This window comes from Empedobacter sp. GD03865 (genome assembly GCF_029840775.1).
In the GTDB taxonomy this organism is placed as follows: Bacteria; Bacteroidota; Bacteroidia; order Flavobacteriales; family Weeksellaceae; genus Empedobacter; species Empedobacter falsenii_B.
The window spans coordinates 22795-39658 of sequence record NZ_JAOCDF010000034.1 but is presented as its reverse complement, the minus strand read 5'-3'; the positions used below and the strand labels follow the sequence as shown (position 1 = coordinate 39658).

The 16864-nt window shown below is 32.1% G+C and carries 20 protein-coding genes and 1 tRNA gene; 5 read left to right on the top strand and 16 right to left on the bottom strand.

The window, feature by feature from the left end:
- Positions 1-576 precede the first annotated feature (576 nt).
- From N5D46_RS12240 to N5D46_RS12195, 10 genes are all read right to left on the bottom strand, one after another.
- Complete coding sequence (locus N5D46_RS12240) at positions 577-1359, bottom strand: DUF2490 domain-containing protein (RefSeq protein WP_280050100.1); 783 nt, start codon at positions 1357-1359, stop codon at positions 577-579.
- Positions 1360-1384: 25 nt separating this feature from the next.
- Complete coding sequence (locus tag N5D46_RS12235) at positions 1385-3814, bottom strand: TonB-dependent receptor (RefSeq protein ID WP_280050099.1); 2430 nt, start codon at positions 3812-3814, stop codon at positions 1385-1387.
- On the bottom strand, positions 3792-4346 hold the full coding sequence (locus N5D46_RS12230) for a GNAT family N-acetyltransferase (protein WP_280050098.1): 555 nt from the start codon (positions 4344-4346) through the stop codon (positions 3792-3794). Before N5D46_RS12230 ends, N5D46_RS12235 begins: the two co-directional genes overlap by 23 nt.
- A 7-nt stretch (positions 4347-4353) precedes the next feature.
- On the bottom strand, positions 4354-5121 hold the full coding sequence (locus tag N5D46_RS12225; protein WP_038336657.1) for an ABC transporter ATP-binding protein: 768 nt from the start codon (positions 5119-5121) through the stop codon (positions 4354-4356).
- Positions 5121-6134: an iron ABC transporter permease gene (locus N5D46_RS12220; RefSeq protein WP_115000030.1), complete on the bottom strand. Its 1014-nt coding sequence runs from the start codon at positions 6132-6134 to the stop codon at positions 5121-5123. Before N5D46_RS12220 ends, N5D46_RS12225 begins: the two co-directional genes overlap by 1 nt.
- Positions 6124-7149 (bottom strand): ABC transporter substrate-binding protein, encoded by a 1026-nt coding sequence (locus tag N5D46_RS12215; protein ID WP_115000027.1) that lies wholly within the window; start codon positions 7147-7149, stop codon positions 6124-6126. The genes N5D46_RS12220 and N5D46_RS12215 overlap by 11 nt, the downstream gene beginning before the upstream one ends.
- Before the next feature lie 3 nt (positions 7150-7152).
- Positions 7153-7617, bottom strand: a complete 465-nt coding sequence (locus tag N5D46_RS12210) for an urease accessory protein UreE (protein WP_115000026.1) — start codon at positions 7615-7617, stop codon at positions 7153-7155.
- A 12-nt stretch (positions 7618-7629) separates the two neighbouring features.
- The gene (gene hypB / locus N5D46_RS12205; protein WP_280035932.1) at positions 7630-8349 is read right to left on the bottom strand and encodes a hydrogenase nickel incorporation protein HypB; all 720 of its coding nucleotides are present in this window, start codon (positions 8347-8349) and stop codon (positions 7630-7632) included.
- A gap of 20 nt (positions 8350-8369) precedes the next feature.
- The gene (locus tag N5D46_RS12200) at positions 8370-8717 is read right to left on the bottom strand and encodes a hydrogenase maturation nickel metallochaperone HypA (RefSeq protein WP_280050097.1); all 348 of its coding nucleotides are present in this window, start codon (positions 8715-8717) and stop codon (positions 8370-8372) included.
- A gap of 87 nt (positions 8718-8804) precedes the next feature.
- Entirely contained in the window at positions 8805-9125 is a 321-nt protein-coding gene (locus tag N5D46_RS12195) for a hypothetical protein (RefSeq protein ID WP_280035938.1), read from the bottom strand.
- Positions 9126-9400: 275 nt separating this feature from the next.
- Here N5D46_RS12195 and N5D46_RS12190 point away from each other — a divergent pair, with 275 nt between their 5' ends.
- Positions 9401-9607 carry a helix-turn-helix transcriptional regulator gene (locus N5D46_RS12190; protein ID WP_280035940.1) on the top strand — a complete coding sequence of 69 codons (207 nt, stop codon included), beginning with the start codon at positions 9401-9403 and terminating at the stop codon, positions 9605-9607.
- A gap of 54 nt (positions 9608-9661) precedes the next feature.
- Here N5D46_RS12190 and N5D46_RS12185 read toward each other — a convergent pair whose 3' ends face one another.
- From N5D46_RS12185 to N5D46_RS12175, 3 genes are read right to left on the bottom strand one after another with little or no spacing between them, the layout of a single operon-like run.
- On the bottom strand, positions 9662-10291 hold the full coding sequence (locus N5D46_RS12185) for a Crp/Fnr family transcriptional regulator (protein WP_219034541.1): 630 nt from the start codon (positions 10289-10291) through the stop codon (positions 9662-9664).
- Positions 10292-10293: 2 nt separating this feature from the next.
- Positions 10294-10707 (bottom strand): DUF6691 family protein, encoded by a 414-nt coding sequence (locus N5D46_RS12180; protein WP_114999314.1) that lies wholly within the window; start codon positions 10705-10707, stop codon positions 10294-10296.
- Positions 10708-10711: 4 nt separating this feature from the next.
- Entirely contained in the window at positions 10712-11260 is a 549-nt protein-coding gene (locus N5D46_RS12175; protein WP_114999312.1) for a YeeE/YedE thiosulfate transporter family protein, read from the bottom strand.
- Positions 11261-11388: 128 nt separating this feature from the next.
- Here N5D46_RS12175 and N5D46_RS12170 point away from each other — a divergent pair, with 128 nt between their 5' ends.
- Positions 11389-12522, top strand: a complete 1134-nt coding sequence (locus N5D46_RS12170) for an MBL fold metallo-hydrolase (protein WP_180906036.1) — start codon at positions 11389-11391, stop codon at positions 12520-12522.
- Between the two features lie 162 nt (positions 12523-12684).
- Positions 12685-13896 carry a diaminopimelate decarboxylase gene (lysA, locus tag N5D46_RS12165; RefSeq protein ID WP_180906035.1) on the top strand — a complete coding sequence of 404 codons (1212 nt, stop codon included), beginning with the start codon at positions 12685-12687 and terminating at the stop codon, positions 13894-13896.
- Positions 13897-14059: 163 nt separating this feature from the next.
- Here the strand turns inward: lysA and N5D46_RS12160 are convergent, their stop codons facing one another.
- Positions 14060-14296, bottom strand: coding sequence for a hypothetical protein (locus tag N5D46_RS12160; protein WP_219034542.1), 237 nt, complete (start codon positions 14294-14296; stop codon positions 14060-14062).
- A gap of 253 nt (positions 14297-14549) precedes the next feature.
- Between N5D46_RS12160 and N5D46_RS12155 the strand changes: the two genes are divergently transcribed.
- Positions 14550-14936: a hypothetical protein gene (locus N5D46_RS12155; RefSeq protein ID WP_280035950.1), complete on the top strand. Its 387-nt coding sequence runs from the start codon at positions 14550-14552 to the stop codon at positions 14934-14936.
- Here N5D46_RS12155 and N5D46_RS12150 read toward each other — a convergent pair.
- Positions 14923-16092 carry an MFS transporter gene (locus tag N5D46_RS12150; protein ID WP_280050096.1) on the bottom strand — a complete coding sequence of 390 codons (1170 nt, stop codon included), beginning with the start codon at positions 16090-16092 and terminating at the stop codon, positions 14923-14925. The two genes, N5D46_RS12155 and N5D46_RS12150, sit on opposite strands and share 14 nt — an antisense overlap.
- 41 nt (positions 16093-16133) lie before the next feature.
- Positions 16134-16556, bottom strand: coding sequence for a GNAT family N-acetyltransferase (locus N5D46_RS12145; RefSeq protein WP_125350171.1), 423 nt, complete (start codon positions 16554-16556; stop codon positions 16134-16136).
- A 176-nt stretch (positions 16557-16732) separates the two neighbouring features.
- On the opposite strand from N5D46_RS12145, the gene N5D46_RS12140 reads away from it, so the two are divergent.
- Positions 16733-16817, top strand: a tRNA-Ser gene (locus N5D46_RS12140).
- Positions 16818-16864: the final 47 nt, after the last annotated feature.

The following is a 16864-nucleotide window of genomic DNA, read 5'->3' as shown; positions in this document are numbered from 1 at the left end:
AAATTAATTATTTGTAATCAATTTGTAGCGAATGAAATAAGATGTATTTCGGTAAACTTTTTAAAGTCTTAACTTCAACTGTTTCCGATATTTTTTGATAAAAGGTTTGATGAAAATAAATAGCCAAAAAGCGAACAAACAAATCACAATCGAATGTAAAAATTTCTGATTCTGATTTATTTTCATCAACTGATAATAGATTGAAATTATTAAATTGAGTAGATAATTTTGTTCCACAATCTATTTGTTCTGTGTGTTCTCTATGCGACTCGACAAGACTTCTCGTTTGAGAAAACTTCGAGATACTTATTACAAACGTAATAAATAACATTAAAAATACTATAGAGAAAACCTTTTTCATTAATGATGTAAAATTAGACGTTTTACTTTGTTCGTTTCTTATTTAAAAAATCAGATAAATATTCAAAAACGTGACAATTTTATTCTTTTTGACTATTCTAAAACCTTTGATGAATAAAATTTAATCTTACTTTAAAATGATTAATGTATTTAATTTCAATATTTTAATTATTTATTAAAATAAATCATTACCACCCGAAATCACTTATTTAATTTCTACGGAAGCTTCCAAACCAAATCAACTGCAACATAATGCACACCCGATTTAGCTTCTGAATAATTCCTAATCAAGTTGTTAACATAACCAATATCCATCGTCAACGGAGAATTCGGAATTTGGAACATATAATAAAGTCCCAAACGCGTTTCTTTGTACGCATATTTTGTCCAATGTTTTTCCACATCGTTCATATAACTCGTCGCAAACAAACCTTCGGCACTAAGCGCTAAAGATTGCTTATTCTTATCAGAAATTGGATACGTTAATTGCGATTTTACACGTGTTCTTAACTGAAAATTTTCGTCAACTTCATTAAAATCAGCATCAAAAAACTTTCTGAATTCTTGTCTAATTGTATTCTTCCATTTCAACTTTCCTAAATTCGCAGTATACGCATAACGCCCATAAACTCTAAACTCCTGCTCTATTCCTTCTTTGTGAAAAGGCGCTTCGGAGTCAAATTCATTTTGACGACGATAGCTTATCGCATAACTATATTGTTGATTTGGTTTGAATTTATTGTAAATCTCATAATTCAAGACTAAAATTGCAGGTTTATCAACTGGATTATAATTATCTAGCGAACTTTTTCGTCCCATTCCAACATAAGCAACCGCATATTTATTTCCAGTAGAATCTAACTTATGTTGCATACCAAAAGCAGCCCAAGAAGCAGTTTTAGCTTTCCCTAAACCTGGAGGACTTAGTTGTCCAAAACTTGTTGTAAGCGTGAATAAAAAGGCAGTAACAATGCTTATTTTGCGTATAATTGAAATCATTTTTATGTTTTGTTTGTTTTATTTTTTAGAATGAATAACTTAACGTAGCCATCATATTACTTGGAGATCCAGGAAAAACTCGAGTGTAATCAATTCCTCCTTGGAAATAATATTTATCGAAAATATTATTGAACTGAACTGAAATTTTTAATGGGTTCAAATCATAATAAATTGCAGCATTTACCACTGTGTAATCTGGCAAAAATCCCCACTCAGCATTACCTTGTGCATCTTTCCCAACAGAATTTTCCATACGTCGATCACTTACATAAGAAGCCCCAAGACCAAATCCTAAACCTTTGAACGTATCATGTAAAACCGAATATTTCAGCCATACATTCGCCATATTTTTCGGTGCGTTCGCCAAAGGCATTCCAACTTCCGAAGCAACAGAAGAAGCTTTAACCTCTGTATCTGTATAAGTATAATTGAAACTCATTTGTAAATTACGGTGCAATTGTCCTCGTAAATCCAATTCCAAACCTTTCGAAGAAACTTTACCCGATTGACGATAAACAGGGAAACCAGCATCGCTCAATTGTCCTGTTGGCATCATCATATCATTGCGTTGAATTTGATAAAGTGCTAAATCTATTTGTAATTTTTTCTTGAAAAATTCTGTTTTCAATCCTGTTTCTACTTGGAAACTTCTTTCTGATTTAAATGGTTTATCAGCACCATAATTTTTGTAATTCGCTACATAATCGGCAGCAATTGGCACATAACCTTGCGAATAATTAGCGAAATAATTTATTGTTGGCGTTACTTTATATGTCAATCCCACACGAGGCAACCATGTATCTTGAGTTGCTGAATAAGGCGTTTTTGGATCTGCACTTTCTGATGTATAATGCTCGTAACGCAAACCAAATAACATTTCTAATCGATTAAACTTTACCTGATCTTGTACATAAACGCCTGTTGTTTTGTAAGAACTCAAAAATGGAAAAGACGCTTGTTTTAACCATTTGTAGGAAGATAAATCTTTCGATTCGTAAATTGGATGATTCAAATCAAATGTCAACGGAACAATTTCTCCATTCACCTCTTTGCTTCTCGCTTCTTTCTGCTGATTGTCCGCATCTGGCTTATATTGCGCATAATCAACACCAAAAATTATATTTTGTTTTACTTGTCCTTTTTGCAATTTATAATTCAAAAAAGCAACGGCATTATCTGTATAATCAGTCGCTTCACGAGACAAGAAACGCATGTTTACAATTGTGTTGTAAGGCGCATCTGCAAAGCTATTCAACGTTCTGTGCTCGTTTAATTTTTCTTTATAAATTGATTTTGAATAATTAAGCGTTAATGATAAATTATCTAAAATATTTTGTGTCAATTTTGTACGAAACGAAAATGTTTCTGTTTTAAAAAAATCCGATGGTTGCGACAATGTAAAAGAACGATTGATTGCATATAAATCTGTTTGTTTCACACCCATTCCACGATCCAAATAGCCATCAAAATTATCGTACGTTAAATCCACATCGATTTGTGTTCCTTTTCTTGGTTTAAACGTAAAAGATGGTGCTACTGAAACTATTTTTTGATTGTTATTTTTTCTGAATGTTTTACTTGTTTGATAACCTGCATTCAATCGATAGAATAAATTATTACTCAATGGTCCACCAATATCCAAGGTTGTACGCAAGGTTTCAAAACTTCCTGATGAAAAACTAAGAGCTCCTTTAAAATCTTCCAATGGTTTTTTAGTCACTAAATTAATTGTTCCTCCTGGTGCAATATCTCCAAATAAAGTTCCTCCCGAACCTTTCAAAACCTCGATTCTTTCTAAATTAATCGTCAAAGGCGAATTGAAATAACTTGTTCCATATCCAAAACCAGAACGCAAACCATTCACCAAACGCAAACTATTTCCATATCCACTGCTAAAACCTCTCAACGTATAATCGTCGTAAGATGAAGCTTGATTAACACCCGATAAATCATGCACCATATCCGAAACTTTGAACGCTTGTTTATCGTCCATCAATTGGCGATTCGCAATACTAATTGTTTGTGGTAAATCTTTCAGATTTCCATTCAATTTTCCATCAAAAGTGATCGTATGTTGATAATATGAATTCTTTTTATCTGAGCTAATTAAAACTTCTCCTAATTGCGTCGATTCCTTTGATAAATAGATTTTAAGACCAGTTTGCTCATTCCAATTTTGTTTTGTAATTACAAAATTTGTCGAATTCAAACCATCAGCCATAATCGAAATTATCAACGGAAGTTGAACTTCTTTTTCGAATTTAAACTCTCCATTTTCAGCAGTTTCTACGTTGTACGTATCATTTTCTATTGAAATAATTGCATTCGAAATTGGTTGATCTTCTTGATTAAGAATTTTACCAAAAATCATTTTTGTTTCTTGCGCAGTTGCTGTTATACCAAGAAAAATGAAAAAACTAAAGGTGATAATTTTATACATGAAAGATGTTTTCATTTTGAGAAATATTATTTTTTAATTCGATTGTACTAATCTCTTTTTGCATATGATAAGTCGGAAAGCTTGATTCTTCACAAAACATCATCAAATCAAAACCTTGTCTTAACCAGAATTCATACGCTCCTGGCAAACTTGGGTGCGTGTGCAAATACAAACGATGAATATTTTTTTGATGCGCTTGTTTTTCCAATTCCTGAAACAATTGCGTTCCCAAACCAAATCGACGATAAGCTGGTTCGACAAACAAACGAGCAACCTCAACCGTTTTTTCTTTACCCACAGAAAGATGAGGAAAACGATAATCGAAAGGCATCATACCGATAACGCCAATAATTTTATTGTTTTCATCACGTGCCTGAAGAAAAATTCCAGCTTGACTTTCGATGTAATTTGACATAAAATTCAACAAGTCTTTTGGAACAATTGTCGGATCTAATGTTGGAAATAAATCGCGTCTAAACTCGATCACATAAGGCAATATTTCTTCGACCTGATGAGTTTCAACAGGTGTAATTTTTATATTTTTCATTCAATTTTTATTTTAATTGTGGCACAAACAATTGTTTTCCTTGATGAGTTAAATTCAATAAAGGCAATTGATACGTTTCTTGCAGAATATTTTTAATTTCTTCTTGATTATAATTTTCTAAATCAACCAATTGATGATTTTTCATCATATAAAATTGATCACCATACATAAATGCCAAATTAGGATCATGCATCACACAAAGCACTGTTTTTCCTTGCTTGACAAGTTCTTGTAAGGTTTCTAAAACCAAAACTTGGTAATGTAAATCCAAGTGATTCGTTGGTTCGTCTAACATCAAAACATCTGGATTTTGAACCAAAACACGACACAACAACACCAATTGTCTTTCTCCACCAGAAAGCGAAGTATAAGCTTTGTCTTTTAAATGCCATAAATTAAACTTCGTCAACATTTCTTCAACAATTTGATAATCTTCATTTTTAGGAGAAAATCTCGAAAAAGAAGCGCGACCAGTCATCACTACATCAAAAACTTTGAACGGAAAAGTAGTTTGATGAAACTGCGTCATAAAACCTAAACGAAGCGAAGATGATCCAATTTTTATCTTTCTACGTTCTTCATTTCCAATGAAAACATTTCCGTCGTATTTCTTCTCCAAACCTGCAATGATGTTAAACAAAGTTGATTTTCCACTTCCGTTTTTTCCCATCACAACAGATAATTTTGCTTCAGAAAAATTGACATTTACATCATTCAGAATTTTATCTTTTCCGTACGTAAACGATAAATTTTGTATGTTAACTATTGCTTTCATTAGTTCCAATTTGCTGCGTTTTTTCTCATCAGATAAATAAAAATTGGTGCACCAATCAACATTGTAAAAACACCAACCGGAATCTCAAAAGGCATTACCGTTCTCGAAAAATCATCGATTACTAAAAGAAGAGTTCCGCCAATACTAATATTTGCCCAAACCGTTTTTTCGTTATTTGGTCCAAAAAACATTCGACTAATATGTGGAACAATTAATCCAAATAAACTTATCACACCAACTGCAGCAACACAAGCGGCTGTAATTAAAGTTGCAACACCTATCAAAACAACCTTCAAAAGTCCTGGTTTTACGCCAACTGCAAGCGCTTCTTCATCGCCCAAAGACAATAAATTGAGTTTCCAACGGAATAAAATAATAATGGTTAAACCAATTAAAATCGGATAAAAAGCAATTTCTACTTTTTCCCAAGAAGCTGTATGTAAATTTCCCATCGTCCATTGCACAATCATTTGCAATTTGTATGGATCGCTGATGTATTGTAAAAGTGTCAAAACAGCTGTAAAAACTCCAGAAATTATCATTCCTGATAAAACCATATTGATTAACGAACTTTTGACGTTTGTTTTAGAAATTAAATACGTTAATAAAACAGCGCAAATTCCAAATACAAATGCTGAAATATTGATAGATAATACAGGAACAACCATTGCTAAAGCTGCGCCAACAGCAGAACCAGATGATATACCTAATGTAAATGGATCTACAATTGGGTTTCTGAAAATTGCCTGTAAAACATTTCCAGAAGATGCCAAAGCTGTACCAACAATAAACGTTAATACAATACGAGGTAAACGAACTTGCCACAAAATAGTTTCTATACTTGATTGAGGTAAATTAGTTGTTCCCGAAATTAACTTGCTCATTGCAGATGAACTGTAACGAATCAACTCCGAAATACCTACAAAATTCGTTGCGCCCATTGTCATAGAAAGAATGACAACCGTAAGTGGTAAAATCAAAAGTAGACCGTAAGTTTTCAATTTAGATTGCATTTTTCTTGTATAAATCTGGTTTTTGGTACAATTGCATGATATCATTTTGTACCTCTTTATCTAATTGTTCCGTCGAATAAGCCGAAGGATAACACCAATTGCGAAGTTGTTTGGCAAATAATAAAAACTTAACTGTATGCGGATCGTAATAAAACGCAGGATTCATAGCGAAAACTTGTTTTGATTTTACCGCTGGCAAAGCATCCAATTCTTTTAGTTGATACACCTCATCAAGGCTCGAATTCCAAAGAACAATCAAATCTGGATTCCATTTATAGATCGATTCTGCACCAACATTTGGCGATTCCATTTCTAATGGACAAGCATTTTCTGCACCCGATAATTTGATCGCTAAATCTAATAAAGTTCCTTTTCCAGATGTCGAAAAAATACGTCCTTTAGACCACGCATAATAGACTTTTTTAGGTTTTTCATTTACAGAAGCTTTCAACTTTTTAGCCTCTGCTTTTACATAAGAAACCACTTCTTCTGCACGCTGTTTTTTTCCTAATAAAGTTCCCATTCCAAGCAATTCTTTGTAAATCTTATCTTGACTTAAACTTGAAACGGTAAAAACTGGAATATTTAATTCTTCTAATTGCTGAATTGTTTCAATATTTTGTTCATAAACAATCGCTAAATCAGGTTGCAAACCAACAATTGTTTCGATATTACTTGATCCACCTCCAAAAGTTGGCGTCGCAATTGTTTTATTTTTAATTCGCTCATCTAATTTTGCATAGAACTCAAATTTATCTTCATTCTGAAAAACTTGTTGCGGAATTCCAACCACTTTATCTTCGGCGTGCAACATGTAAATTTCGTCCAAAGAAGGTTCAAAAAGTACAATCACTCGTTTTGCTTCTTGTGGTAACAAAACCATTTTTCCACGACTATCTTCCGCTTTTATTTCACCTTGTCGTTCGCTCTTTTTTGAAGAAGAAGAATGACAACTTTGAAAGAAAATAAAGAATGATAAAATAAGGGTTATACGATGAAATATTTTACAATTCATGGTTTAATTTTTTACCAAATTTTTTAATAAAAATTCACTGATTAATTGTGCTTCGACAAGTTGTATTTTATCTTGATAACGAGTCAAAAGTTGCTCGTACATACGACCATCATAAGGAAGCAAAAGTTGATTATCGTCGTCGTTTTTCCAATAAATAGGAAGGTGACGATTGCCAACGAAGTAACAAAAATCAGCGGCATCGGACTTCGACTTTGCAGAAAACTGAATACACAAACAAGGTTTTATGTAAACTAAAGCTATTAATTTGTTTTCATGAAATAATCGATCGCCGTTCTGCCACTCATTTTTAGTTTGTAATCGAAGTTCTAATGTTAAACCAGCAGTTGTTTTTCTCGTAATTTTTTGTTTTCGAATCTCAAACCATTCAATCGTTAATTGATCCAAAATATTTTCCACTTCTTCAGTTTTTGACTGAATTTCATCTATAATTACCAACTGATTTTCCATTGTTTCGATCTATTATTTTTGTTGTGCAGCTTCTTTTTTCAACTGAACTTTCTCTTTCAACCATTGACACCATTCGTCAATTCCTTCTCCATTCAACGTACTGATTGTTTGCACTTCTAAGTTTGGATTAACCTCTCTTGCATCCTTTGTAACCGCCTCGATAGAAAAAGGAACATATGGTAATAAATCTGATTTAGAAACCAACATCAATTCACTTGTTAAGAACATACGTGGATATTTCTTTGGTTTGTCATCACCTTCAGTTGTAGCGATAAGTGTAACACGATAATCTTCACCTAAATCAAAAGCAGATGGACAAAGAAGATTTCCTACATTTTCGATAAATAATAAATCTGTTCCATCCAAATTAATATGATCCAAAGCTTGTAAAATCATTTGCGCTTCGATATGACACATTCCACCTGTTACAATTTGTAAAGCATTGATTCCTACTTCGCGCATACGAACTGCATCACGCTCCGTTTCTGGATCACCAACTAAAACAGAAATATTCAATTCTTTACTCAAACGTTTTCCAATTTCTTGTAACAACGTTGTTTTTCCTGATCCTGGAGACGAACAAACATTGATGATACAAACATCTTTCAGACGTTCGCGAATTGCATTTGCAACATAATCGTTGGCTTTTAATAAATGTAAAGTTGTGTTGTCGCATTGAACAGATCCTACTCTATTCCCAAGACTTTTTGGATTTTGTGTATTTGTTGACATAATTGAAATATGTTTAATGATTATTTATTTTTAAAGATGACTTGCGAGATAAAAAGCTCATTTCCTTTGACAATTGTACTAGACGGTGTTGAGCAATCTTCGCAAACAAATTTGTGATAGTTGACTTCGAAATTCTTGTGACAATGTTCGCAATACGCCACAATTTCATTGACTAAAACCTCTAACTCAATTTCATTATAATTTTGGTTATCAGCTATAAATGCATCAAATGCATTTTGGATTAAAACAGGTTGAACATTTGATAAAAGGCCAGCTGTAATTTGAACTTTTTCTATGTCTTCTATTTTCGAATCATAGTGCTCGTTCAACGTATCAAATATGTCTTTGACAATACTTAATTCGTGCATAATTTTTAATTTTTGTGAATAGATTACCTCTTTCTAAACAAAATGAATGCTTAGAAAATAGTTATATATAAGGAAACTTCGTGTTTATCAGATAAATGGTAAACCGTAGATATAATGCCTCAAAAGGCAAATTTTATTAGTTGAAGTAGAAAATAAATCAGAAAAAACACGAACACAAATCTGCTGATTAAAATTAAATTTAACATCTGCGTTGATAAATTCATCAAAAGAAAAATCATTCGTTTTAGACTCTTCTATCATTGTGTTGAATATCACTTTCTCTGAATCGTGAAATTTTGAAGTTAGATTTTCGACATTTTTAGGTGCATGATTTTGATTTGTTTTGTTGACATTAACTAACAGAACAAATAAAAGAAGTACAGCTGCTATGTAACTAATCGCTTTCATTTCGAGTGTAAAGGTACTACAACATTCTACCCAAAGGATTATTCAAAATAGAGGATAAATGTTCAAAAACGTTACAAATCAATAAAAATTATTTCGTTTACAAAAACGAATTTAAAATTGTTTATCGATACATTTTTATTGTTTTACAATAAATTTATTTTGTAATTCAAAATATTTATATTCAATTTGAAAAATAAATAATTACTAAATATGGAAACTAAATTTTATTTAAAAATATTCAAATGAAACAAGAAAACGATTTAACGATATAAATTATGGCGATTATTATCAATTTAGATGTCATGATGGCAAAACGAAAAATGTCGCTAAATGAATTGAGTGAAAAAGTTGGTATTACGTTATCCAACTTATCTATCCTAAAAAATGGAAAAGCTAAAGCAATTCGTTTCGAAACTTTGAATGCAATTTGCAAAGCTTTAGATTGCAAACCAGGTGATATTATTGACTATATGGAAGATTAAAACAAAAAAAGGAACTCAATATTGAGATTCCTTTTTATATTTTTTAATAATTACTTACTTAATCGTGATTTCGTTTCTATTCAGTTGAAGGAAACCTTCCTTTTCTAAAGCTTTCAACAAACGAGAAATAACAACACGAGAAGTATTGAGTTCATAAGCAATTTCTTGATGCGTTTTTAACACAACTTTACCTTTATTGATACTTGCGACATCCAACAGATATTTTTTCAAACGTTCGTTCATATCATTAAAAGCTAAATTGTCAATCGCTACCAACATTTCCTCCATTCTATTATTGTAACTATCAAAAATAAAACGTCTCCACGAAGGATATTTTGCCAACCATTCGTCCATTTTTACAATCGGAATCATCACCAGTTCTCCATCAGTTTCGGCAACAGCACGTATTTTACTTTGTTTATCACCCAAACAACACGCCATCGTCATAGCACATGTATCACCTTTTTCGAGAAAATACAACAACAATTCTCCTTCGTCAAAATCTTCGCGCATAATCTTGATTGCACCACTCAAAAGAATTGGCATTCCTTTGATAAATTGGTTCAAATCTATCATCACATCATTCGCTTTAAATTCTATCAAAGATCCTAATTCATCGATTTCATTCAATAATTCTTCCTCAAATTGATATGGATAAGTTGCTTCTATTTTCTCTTTTATCATGTTTAATGTGGGATTTTGTTTCTAATTTTTCCGTAAAGAAAGGTACCGATTAATGCACCTAAAATTGTAATTAAAATTGGATAAACTCCCGCGCCTAATAACACAAATATTGGTCCAGGACAAGCGCCAACTAAAGCCCAACCTAATCCGAAGAAAATTCCTCCGATCAAATAACGAGCAATTGATTTCGTTTTGGGTTGAATCACAATTTTTTCACCATCGATATCTTTTACTTCTTTCTTTTTCATCCATTGTATTCCAATCAAACCTACAACCAAAGCCGAACCAATAAATCCGTACATGTGGAAAGATTGAAAATTGAACATTTCGAAAATGCGAAACCAAGAGGCCGTTTCTGCCTTGTACATGGTTACACCAAAGATAACACCTAATATGATATAAACTAAACTTCTCATGAGATTAAAAAATTAAAGGAAACAAAACGTGAACCATCAAAAGTCCACCGATAAAAAAGCCGATAACAGCGATTAATGAAGGTAACTGCAAATCACTTAAACCTGAAATCGCATGTCCAGATGTACAACCACCAGCGTAGCGCGTTCCAAAACCAATTAATAATCCACCAACAAATAATAAAGCAATATTTTTAACAGACATCGTTTCAAAAATTTCGGTTGGAGAATATGCTTTTCCTGCACTTTCAAATCCCATTGCATTCAATTTTGCAATTGTAGCTTCTGAAATTTCAGGTATTTGATTATCTGATAAAAAATGTATCGAAACAAAACCTCCTATTACTGCGCCAACTAAGAATAATAAATTCCATTTTTGAGCTTTCCAATCAAACGAGAAAAAATCACATGATTTTCCTCCTCCCAAAGCTGAACAAATAGTTCTGAAATTTGATGAAAATCCAAAACTTTTTCCGAAATAAATCAATAAAAGCATTACAATTGCGATTATTGGTCCGCCAATATACCATGGCCAAGGTTGTAAGATAAATTCCATTTTGTATTTTTTCTAAAACGTGTACAAAGTTGGTAAATCAAAATTAAAATGAAAGTTACAAATGTTACAGTTTACTTAAGATATATTATTTCAAAAGCAATCCAAGAATTTTATACATTTGATCATTAATGAAAAAAATCAATAAACGAAAAGTTTTTAAACGAATGCTTTACTTCCTATTAAGTTTGATTGTAATTCTTGTAATTGCAACTTTCGCTATTCTACAAATGGATACTTTTGGTGCTGATGCAACTGGAAAACGATTGGAACGAATGAAACAATCGAAGTTGTATAAAAATGGACAATTTCAAAATATTCATCACACACCTGCATTTGCAGAAGGTTTTGATACCAAAAAAGTGATGTGGGATTTTTTCTTTGGTGCGAAAAATCCAAAACTCAATCCGAAAGATTCTATTCCGCATATTCAGACGGATATCAAATCTATTGATAAATCTGAAAATGTATTTATTTGGTTGGGACATTCGTCTTATTATATTCAATTGGATGGTGTTAATTTCCTAATCGATCCTGTTTTTAGTGATTACGGTTCGCCTTTACCAATTTTCAATAAAGCATTTAAAGGAGCAAATACGTATCACGCAAAAGATTTCCCAAAGATTGATTATTTGGTTATTTCACACGATCATTACGATCACTTGGATTATGAAACAGTGAAAGAATTACGTCCAAAAGTGGAGAAAGTGATTCTTCCGCTTGGAGTTGGCGCACATTTCGAGAAGTGGAATTATCTACCAGAACAATTAATCGAAGAAGAATGGAACACAAGCGTTTCATTAAAAAATAACTTAAAAATTACTTTTACACCAGCTCGTCATTTTTCTGGTAGAAAATTTAAACGAAATACAACACTTTGGACTTCTTATGTATTGGAAACACCTACGCAAAAAATATTTTTAGGTGGTGATAGCGGTTATGATACGCATTTCAAAGAAATTGGAGAAAAATATGGTCCGTTTGATTTTGCGATTCTAGAAAATGGACAATACAACGATGCTTGGAAATACATTCATGCTTTACCAACAGATTTACCTGCGATCATTACCGATTTAAAAGCTAAACATATTATTCCTGTACATGCTGCAAAATTTGCTTTGGCAAAACATGCTTGGGACGAACCTTTGGAAAAAATTATAGAGAATGGTAAGCAAAATAAGCTCGATATTTTGACGCCTATGATTGGTGAACCACTAAATTTGAACGATTCTGTCTTTCACTTCAAAGAATGGTGGAGGGATTAAAACATTTATTACCGAATAATATTCGAAATATTTTTTAAATCTTTAAACAATATTCGAAATTATTGATTTATAATAAGTTTATTCTGAATTATCTTCAGAAAACCATTTGTATTCCGTAATTTTGGCAACTGAAATTTAACTTTAAACAAAAAAATAAACAAAATGGAACTGAATAGAGAACGTCTATTGGAATTGGTGCAAAAATATGGTGCGCCCTTGTATGTATATGATGCGAACAAAATTAGATCGCAATATGAAAAGATGACAAATGCATTTTCTACAGTCAAACGTTTAAAGTTAAATTATGCATGTAAGGCGAACACAAATCTTAATCTTTTAAAGTATTTCAAATCACTTGGTTCAGGATTGGATACGGTTTCTATTCAAGAAGTAGAATTGGGATTAATGGCGGGTTTCAAGCCTAAAGAAATCATTTATACGCCAAATGGTGTTTCGTATGCTGAAATTAAAAAAGCAATTGATTTAGGTGTTCGCATCAATATCGATAACCTTTCTGTTTTAGAAACATTTGGTCAAGATTTTCCTAAATATCCAGTTTGTGTGCGTATTAATCCACATATTATGGCAGGTGGAAATGCAAATATTTCGGTTGGACATATTGATTCAAAATTCGGAATTTCTATTCACCAATTACCACATATCAAACGTGTTGTAGAAAATACAGGTTTACATTTGGATGGTGTTCACATGCATACAGGTTCTGATATTTTAGATATTGATGTTTTCTTACAAGGAGCTGAAATTTTATTTGAAGTTGCAGCAGAATTCAAGAATTTATCTTACATCGATTTTGGATCAGGATTTAAAGTTCCTTACTATCCAGGCGCAGACGAAACAGATATTGAATATTTAGGAGAGCGTTTATCAGCTCGTTTCAATGAGTTCGAAAAAGCGTACGGAAAACCTTTGACATTAATGTTCGAGCCAGGAAAATATATGGTTTCTGAAGCAGGATCTTTCTTAGCAACTGTAAATGTTGTGAAACAAACAACTTCTACTGTTTTTGCAGGAATTGATACAGGTTTCAACCATTTAATTCGTCCAATGTTTTATAGTGCTCATCACGAAATTGAAAATATTTCAAATCCAGAAGGTCGTAGCCGTTATTACACAGTTGTGGGATATATTTGTGAAACAGATACGTTTGGATCGAATCGTAAAATAAATGAAATTAGCGAAGGAGATGTGTTGTGTTTCCACAATGCAGGAGCATATTGTTTCTCGATGGCTTCGAATTACAATTCGCGTTTCAAACCTGCGGAAGTCTTGTTAATTGACGACAAAGATTATTTAATTCGTCGTCGCGAAACAATTCAAGATTTAATCGCAACAACAGAGGATATAAAATTCTAAGCTCAGAATTTTTATATATTTTTATAGTATTTTAAAGCTCAATTCAAGGATTGGGCTTTTTTTATTTACCTAATTTCAGTGGTTTACTAAAAAACAATTCGTGTACAGTACTTCTAAATAAGTTTTGTCCGTATGTTTTTGAATCATCATATTCGTAAGGAATTCATTTCTCAACTGGCTTTAAAGGAGAAACATCTTGTTGTTGATTTGTATAATTTTTGATATAATCTTGCATCAATTCATTGTTCTTTTCAAGTGATAAATCTTGTGAATATTTAAAATCAAAATATCCAGATTGTTGAGCAAAATTCATCAACAATTTATTTTTTAAATTATCATTCTGAGCAACTTCTTGCGCAAAAAGAGCAATTGGAAAAAGAAAGAATAAAAGTGGTTTCATTATCAATCATTTACTTTTTTAAAGTTATGAAAATATTTTGAAGATATAATCTATCCAATTTTAAAAACTTTACAATGACATTCGTCTTATGCAATTCGAAATGAATTAAATACTTTTGCCTCAAAGTTAGTATATGGAAGAAAAAAAAGACAAACGAAGTACCTCTCAAAAATTAATAGACGATGCTTTCTTCCTATTTTTGATGATTCTTGGAGCTTTTTGTGTGTTAATAATTCTTGTTGTGGTCTAAAAAATGAAACTATTTGATACTTATTTTAGTTTCTATATTCTGAGTTGGATTTTCATCAAACTTACACGAATTTATTCCATAGAAATTGAGTATCTCAACCATTATTTGACAGATATTTTTGCCGTTCCTGCAATGACACATTTGGGAAGTTATATCATTTCGAAAGTAAAATACAACAATCAATTATATATTTACCCTACAAGTTATTTGGTCATTACAGCGTTCGTTCTCAGTTTTTTGTTAGAATTTCTTATGCCAAAATTTTCTTCAAATTACACAGCAGATATATTGGATGTTGTCTGCTATTTTATCGGAATTATTTTTTACTTAAAAATTCATAAACCATACTTAATTCAAAAATATACTACTTCTGAATTTACTCCGTCTTGAAAATTTTCATTCTGCCAACCATAAAAACCATAATCAATCCAAAGCAAGCAAATAAAGCATAAGAGTATCTCAAATCAAAAGCTTCTGCAATATAACCAATCAGCGGTGGTCCCATCAAAAATCCTAAAAAAGATATACTAGAAACCATTGCCAATGCAACACCTGGGTTAACATTTTTGTTTTTACCTGCTACACTATAAACCGTTGGCACATTACACGCAACGCCCAATCCAACCATCATAAATGCAATTGTACACACAATAAATTGAGGAAAAAATACCGAAAGCATCAAACCAGAAAACATCAAAATGCCACTAATTTGCATCACGCGTTGTTTACCATATTTACTGATAAAATAATCACCAACAAAACGTCCTGTCGCCATCATCACCATAAACGATGCATAACCAACGACAACCAAATTCTGCGGCGCTTTTACAATATCTTGAAAATAAACACCACTCCAATCGAACATCGCACCTTCTGTTGCCATACTCAAAAACCCAATAATTCCCAATTGAACCAAAACTGTATCTGGTTTAGAAAAAATAGATTTCTTTTCCTTTGTTGGAGCTGGCGTTGAATCGACTAAATATTTTTTATTAATGAACCAACTCAAAATGATTAAGCCATAAATAATCACAAAATGATAAAATGTATTCACATGCAAATTCATCATCAATAAACCAATCAAAGCACCTGTAAAACCAGCGATACTCCACGCACCATGAAAAGAGGACATAATCGATTTTCCATATATTTTCTCTACCTCAACTCCTTGCGTATTCACCGAAATATTGCACATGTTTCCTATTACTCCAAAGAAAAATAAAACAGCACCTAATTGATAAAAATTTTGAGCCAAACCTATACAACAAAGAATTAAAGGATAAATTAAAACGACAATTCGTAAGACATTTTTACTTCCATATTTCGCGACTAATTTTCCTGAAAGCGCCATTGTACACAACTGTCCAATCGGCATTAACAACAATAATGTTCCCAATTGTCCTTCAGAAATTCCTAAATCTGATTTAATCGTCGGAATACGACTTGCCCAAGACGAAAAAGCTAAACCTTGCGAAAAAAAGAAGAGCGAAACAGCGAATCGAATGCGATTTTTTTGAGTTGATGATAATTCTGTTGATGAAAGCATGGCTAAAAAATATGCGACAAAGTTAAGCTACTCTCCTGAAATTATAAACTCAAATGCAAAATAGGATAAGCTTTTCCCTCGTTATCTTTTTCAGAACGAGAAGTAACCTTAAAACCTTGGCTTAAATAAAAATCAATCGCTTGCTGATTTTGTTCATTCACATCAACCGATTTCACATTCAATTCTTGAATAGAAAAATCCAACAAAGTCTTCCCTACTCCCTTTCTTCGAAAATCATTGTGAATAAATAACATTTCAAGATTTTGCTCTGCAACACCTACAAATCCTACCAATTGATTTCCGATTTCGTAACCAAATAAGGCTACATGCGGAAAATAATTAGGTAAATTTTCTTTATAATATTCAAAATCTTCTTTTGCTAAAAAATGGTGTGTGTTACTAACCGAACTTACCCAAATATCTCTCAATCTCGGAAAATCTACTTCTTCAATTCTTCTAATCATGACTAAAATTAATTACAACAAAGATATAAACGACTCTTTTCAAAAAAAACAATAAAAATATTCTATTGAGAATCATTTTGTTAAAAATTATTTTAAAAATAATTGTTTTTAGAATTTGGAAAAACGAAAAAGCGTTCTATATTTGCACTCGCAATACCGCAGTAGACTGCGTTATTGGAGAGTTGGCAGAGTGGTCGAATGCGGCAGTCTTGAAAACTGTTGAGGGTCACACCTCCGGGGGTTCGAATCCCTCACTCTCCGCTAAAAGCTTGAACATTTGTTCAAGCTTTTTTTGTTTTTATAACTCA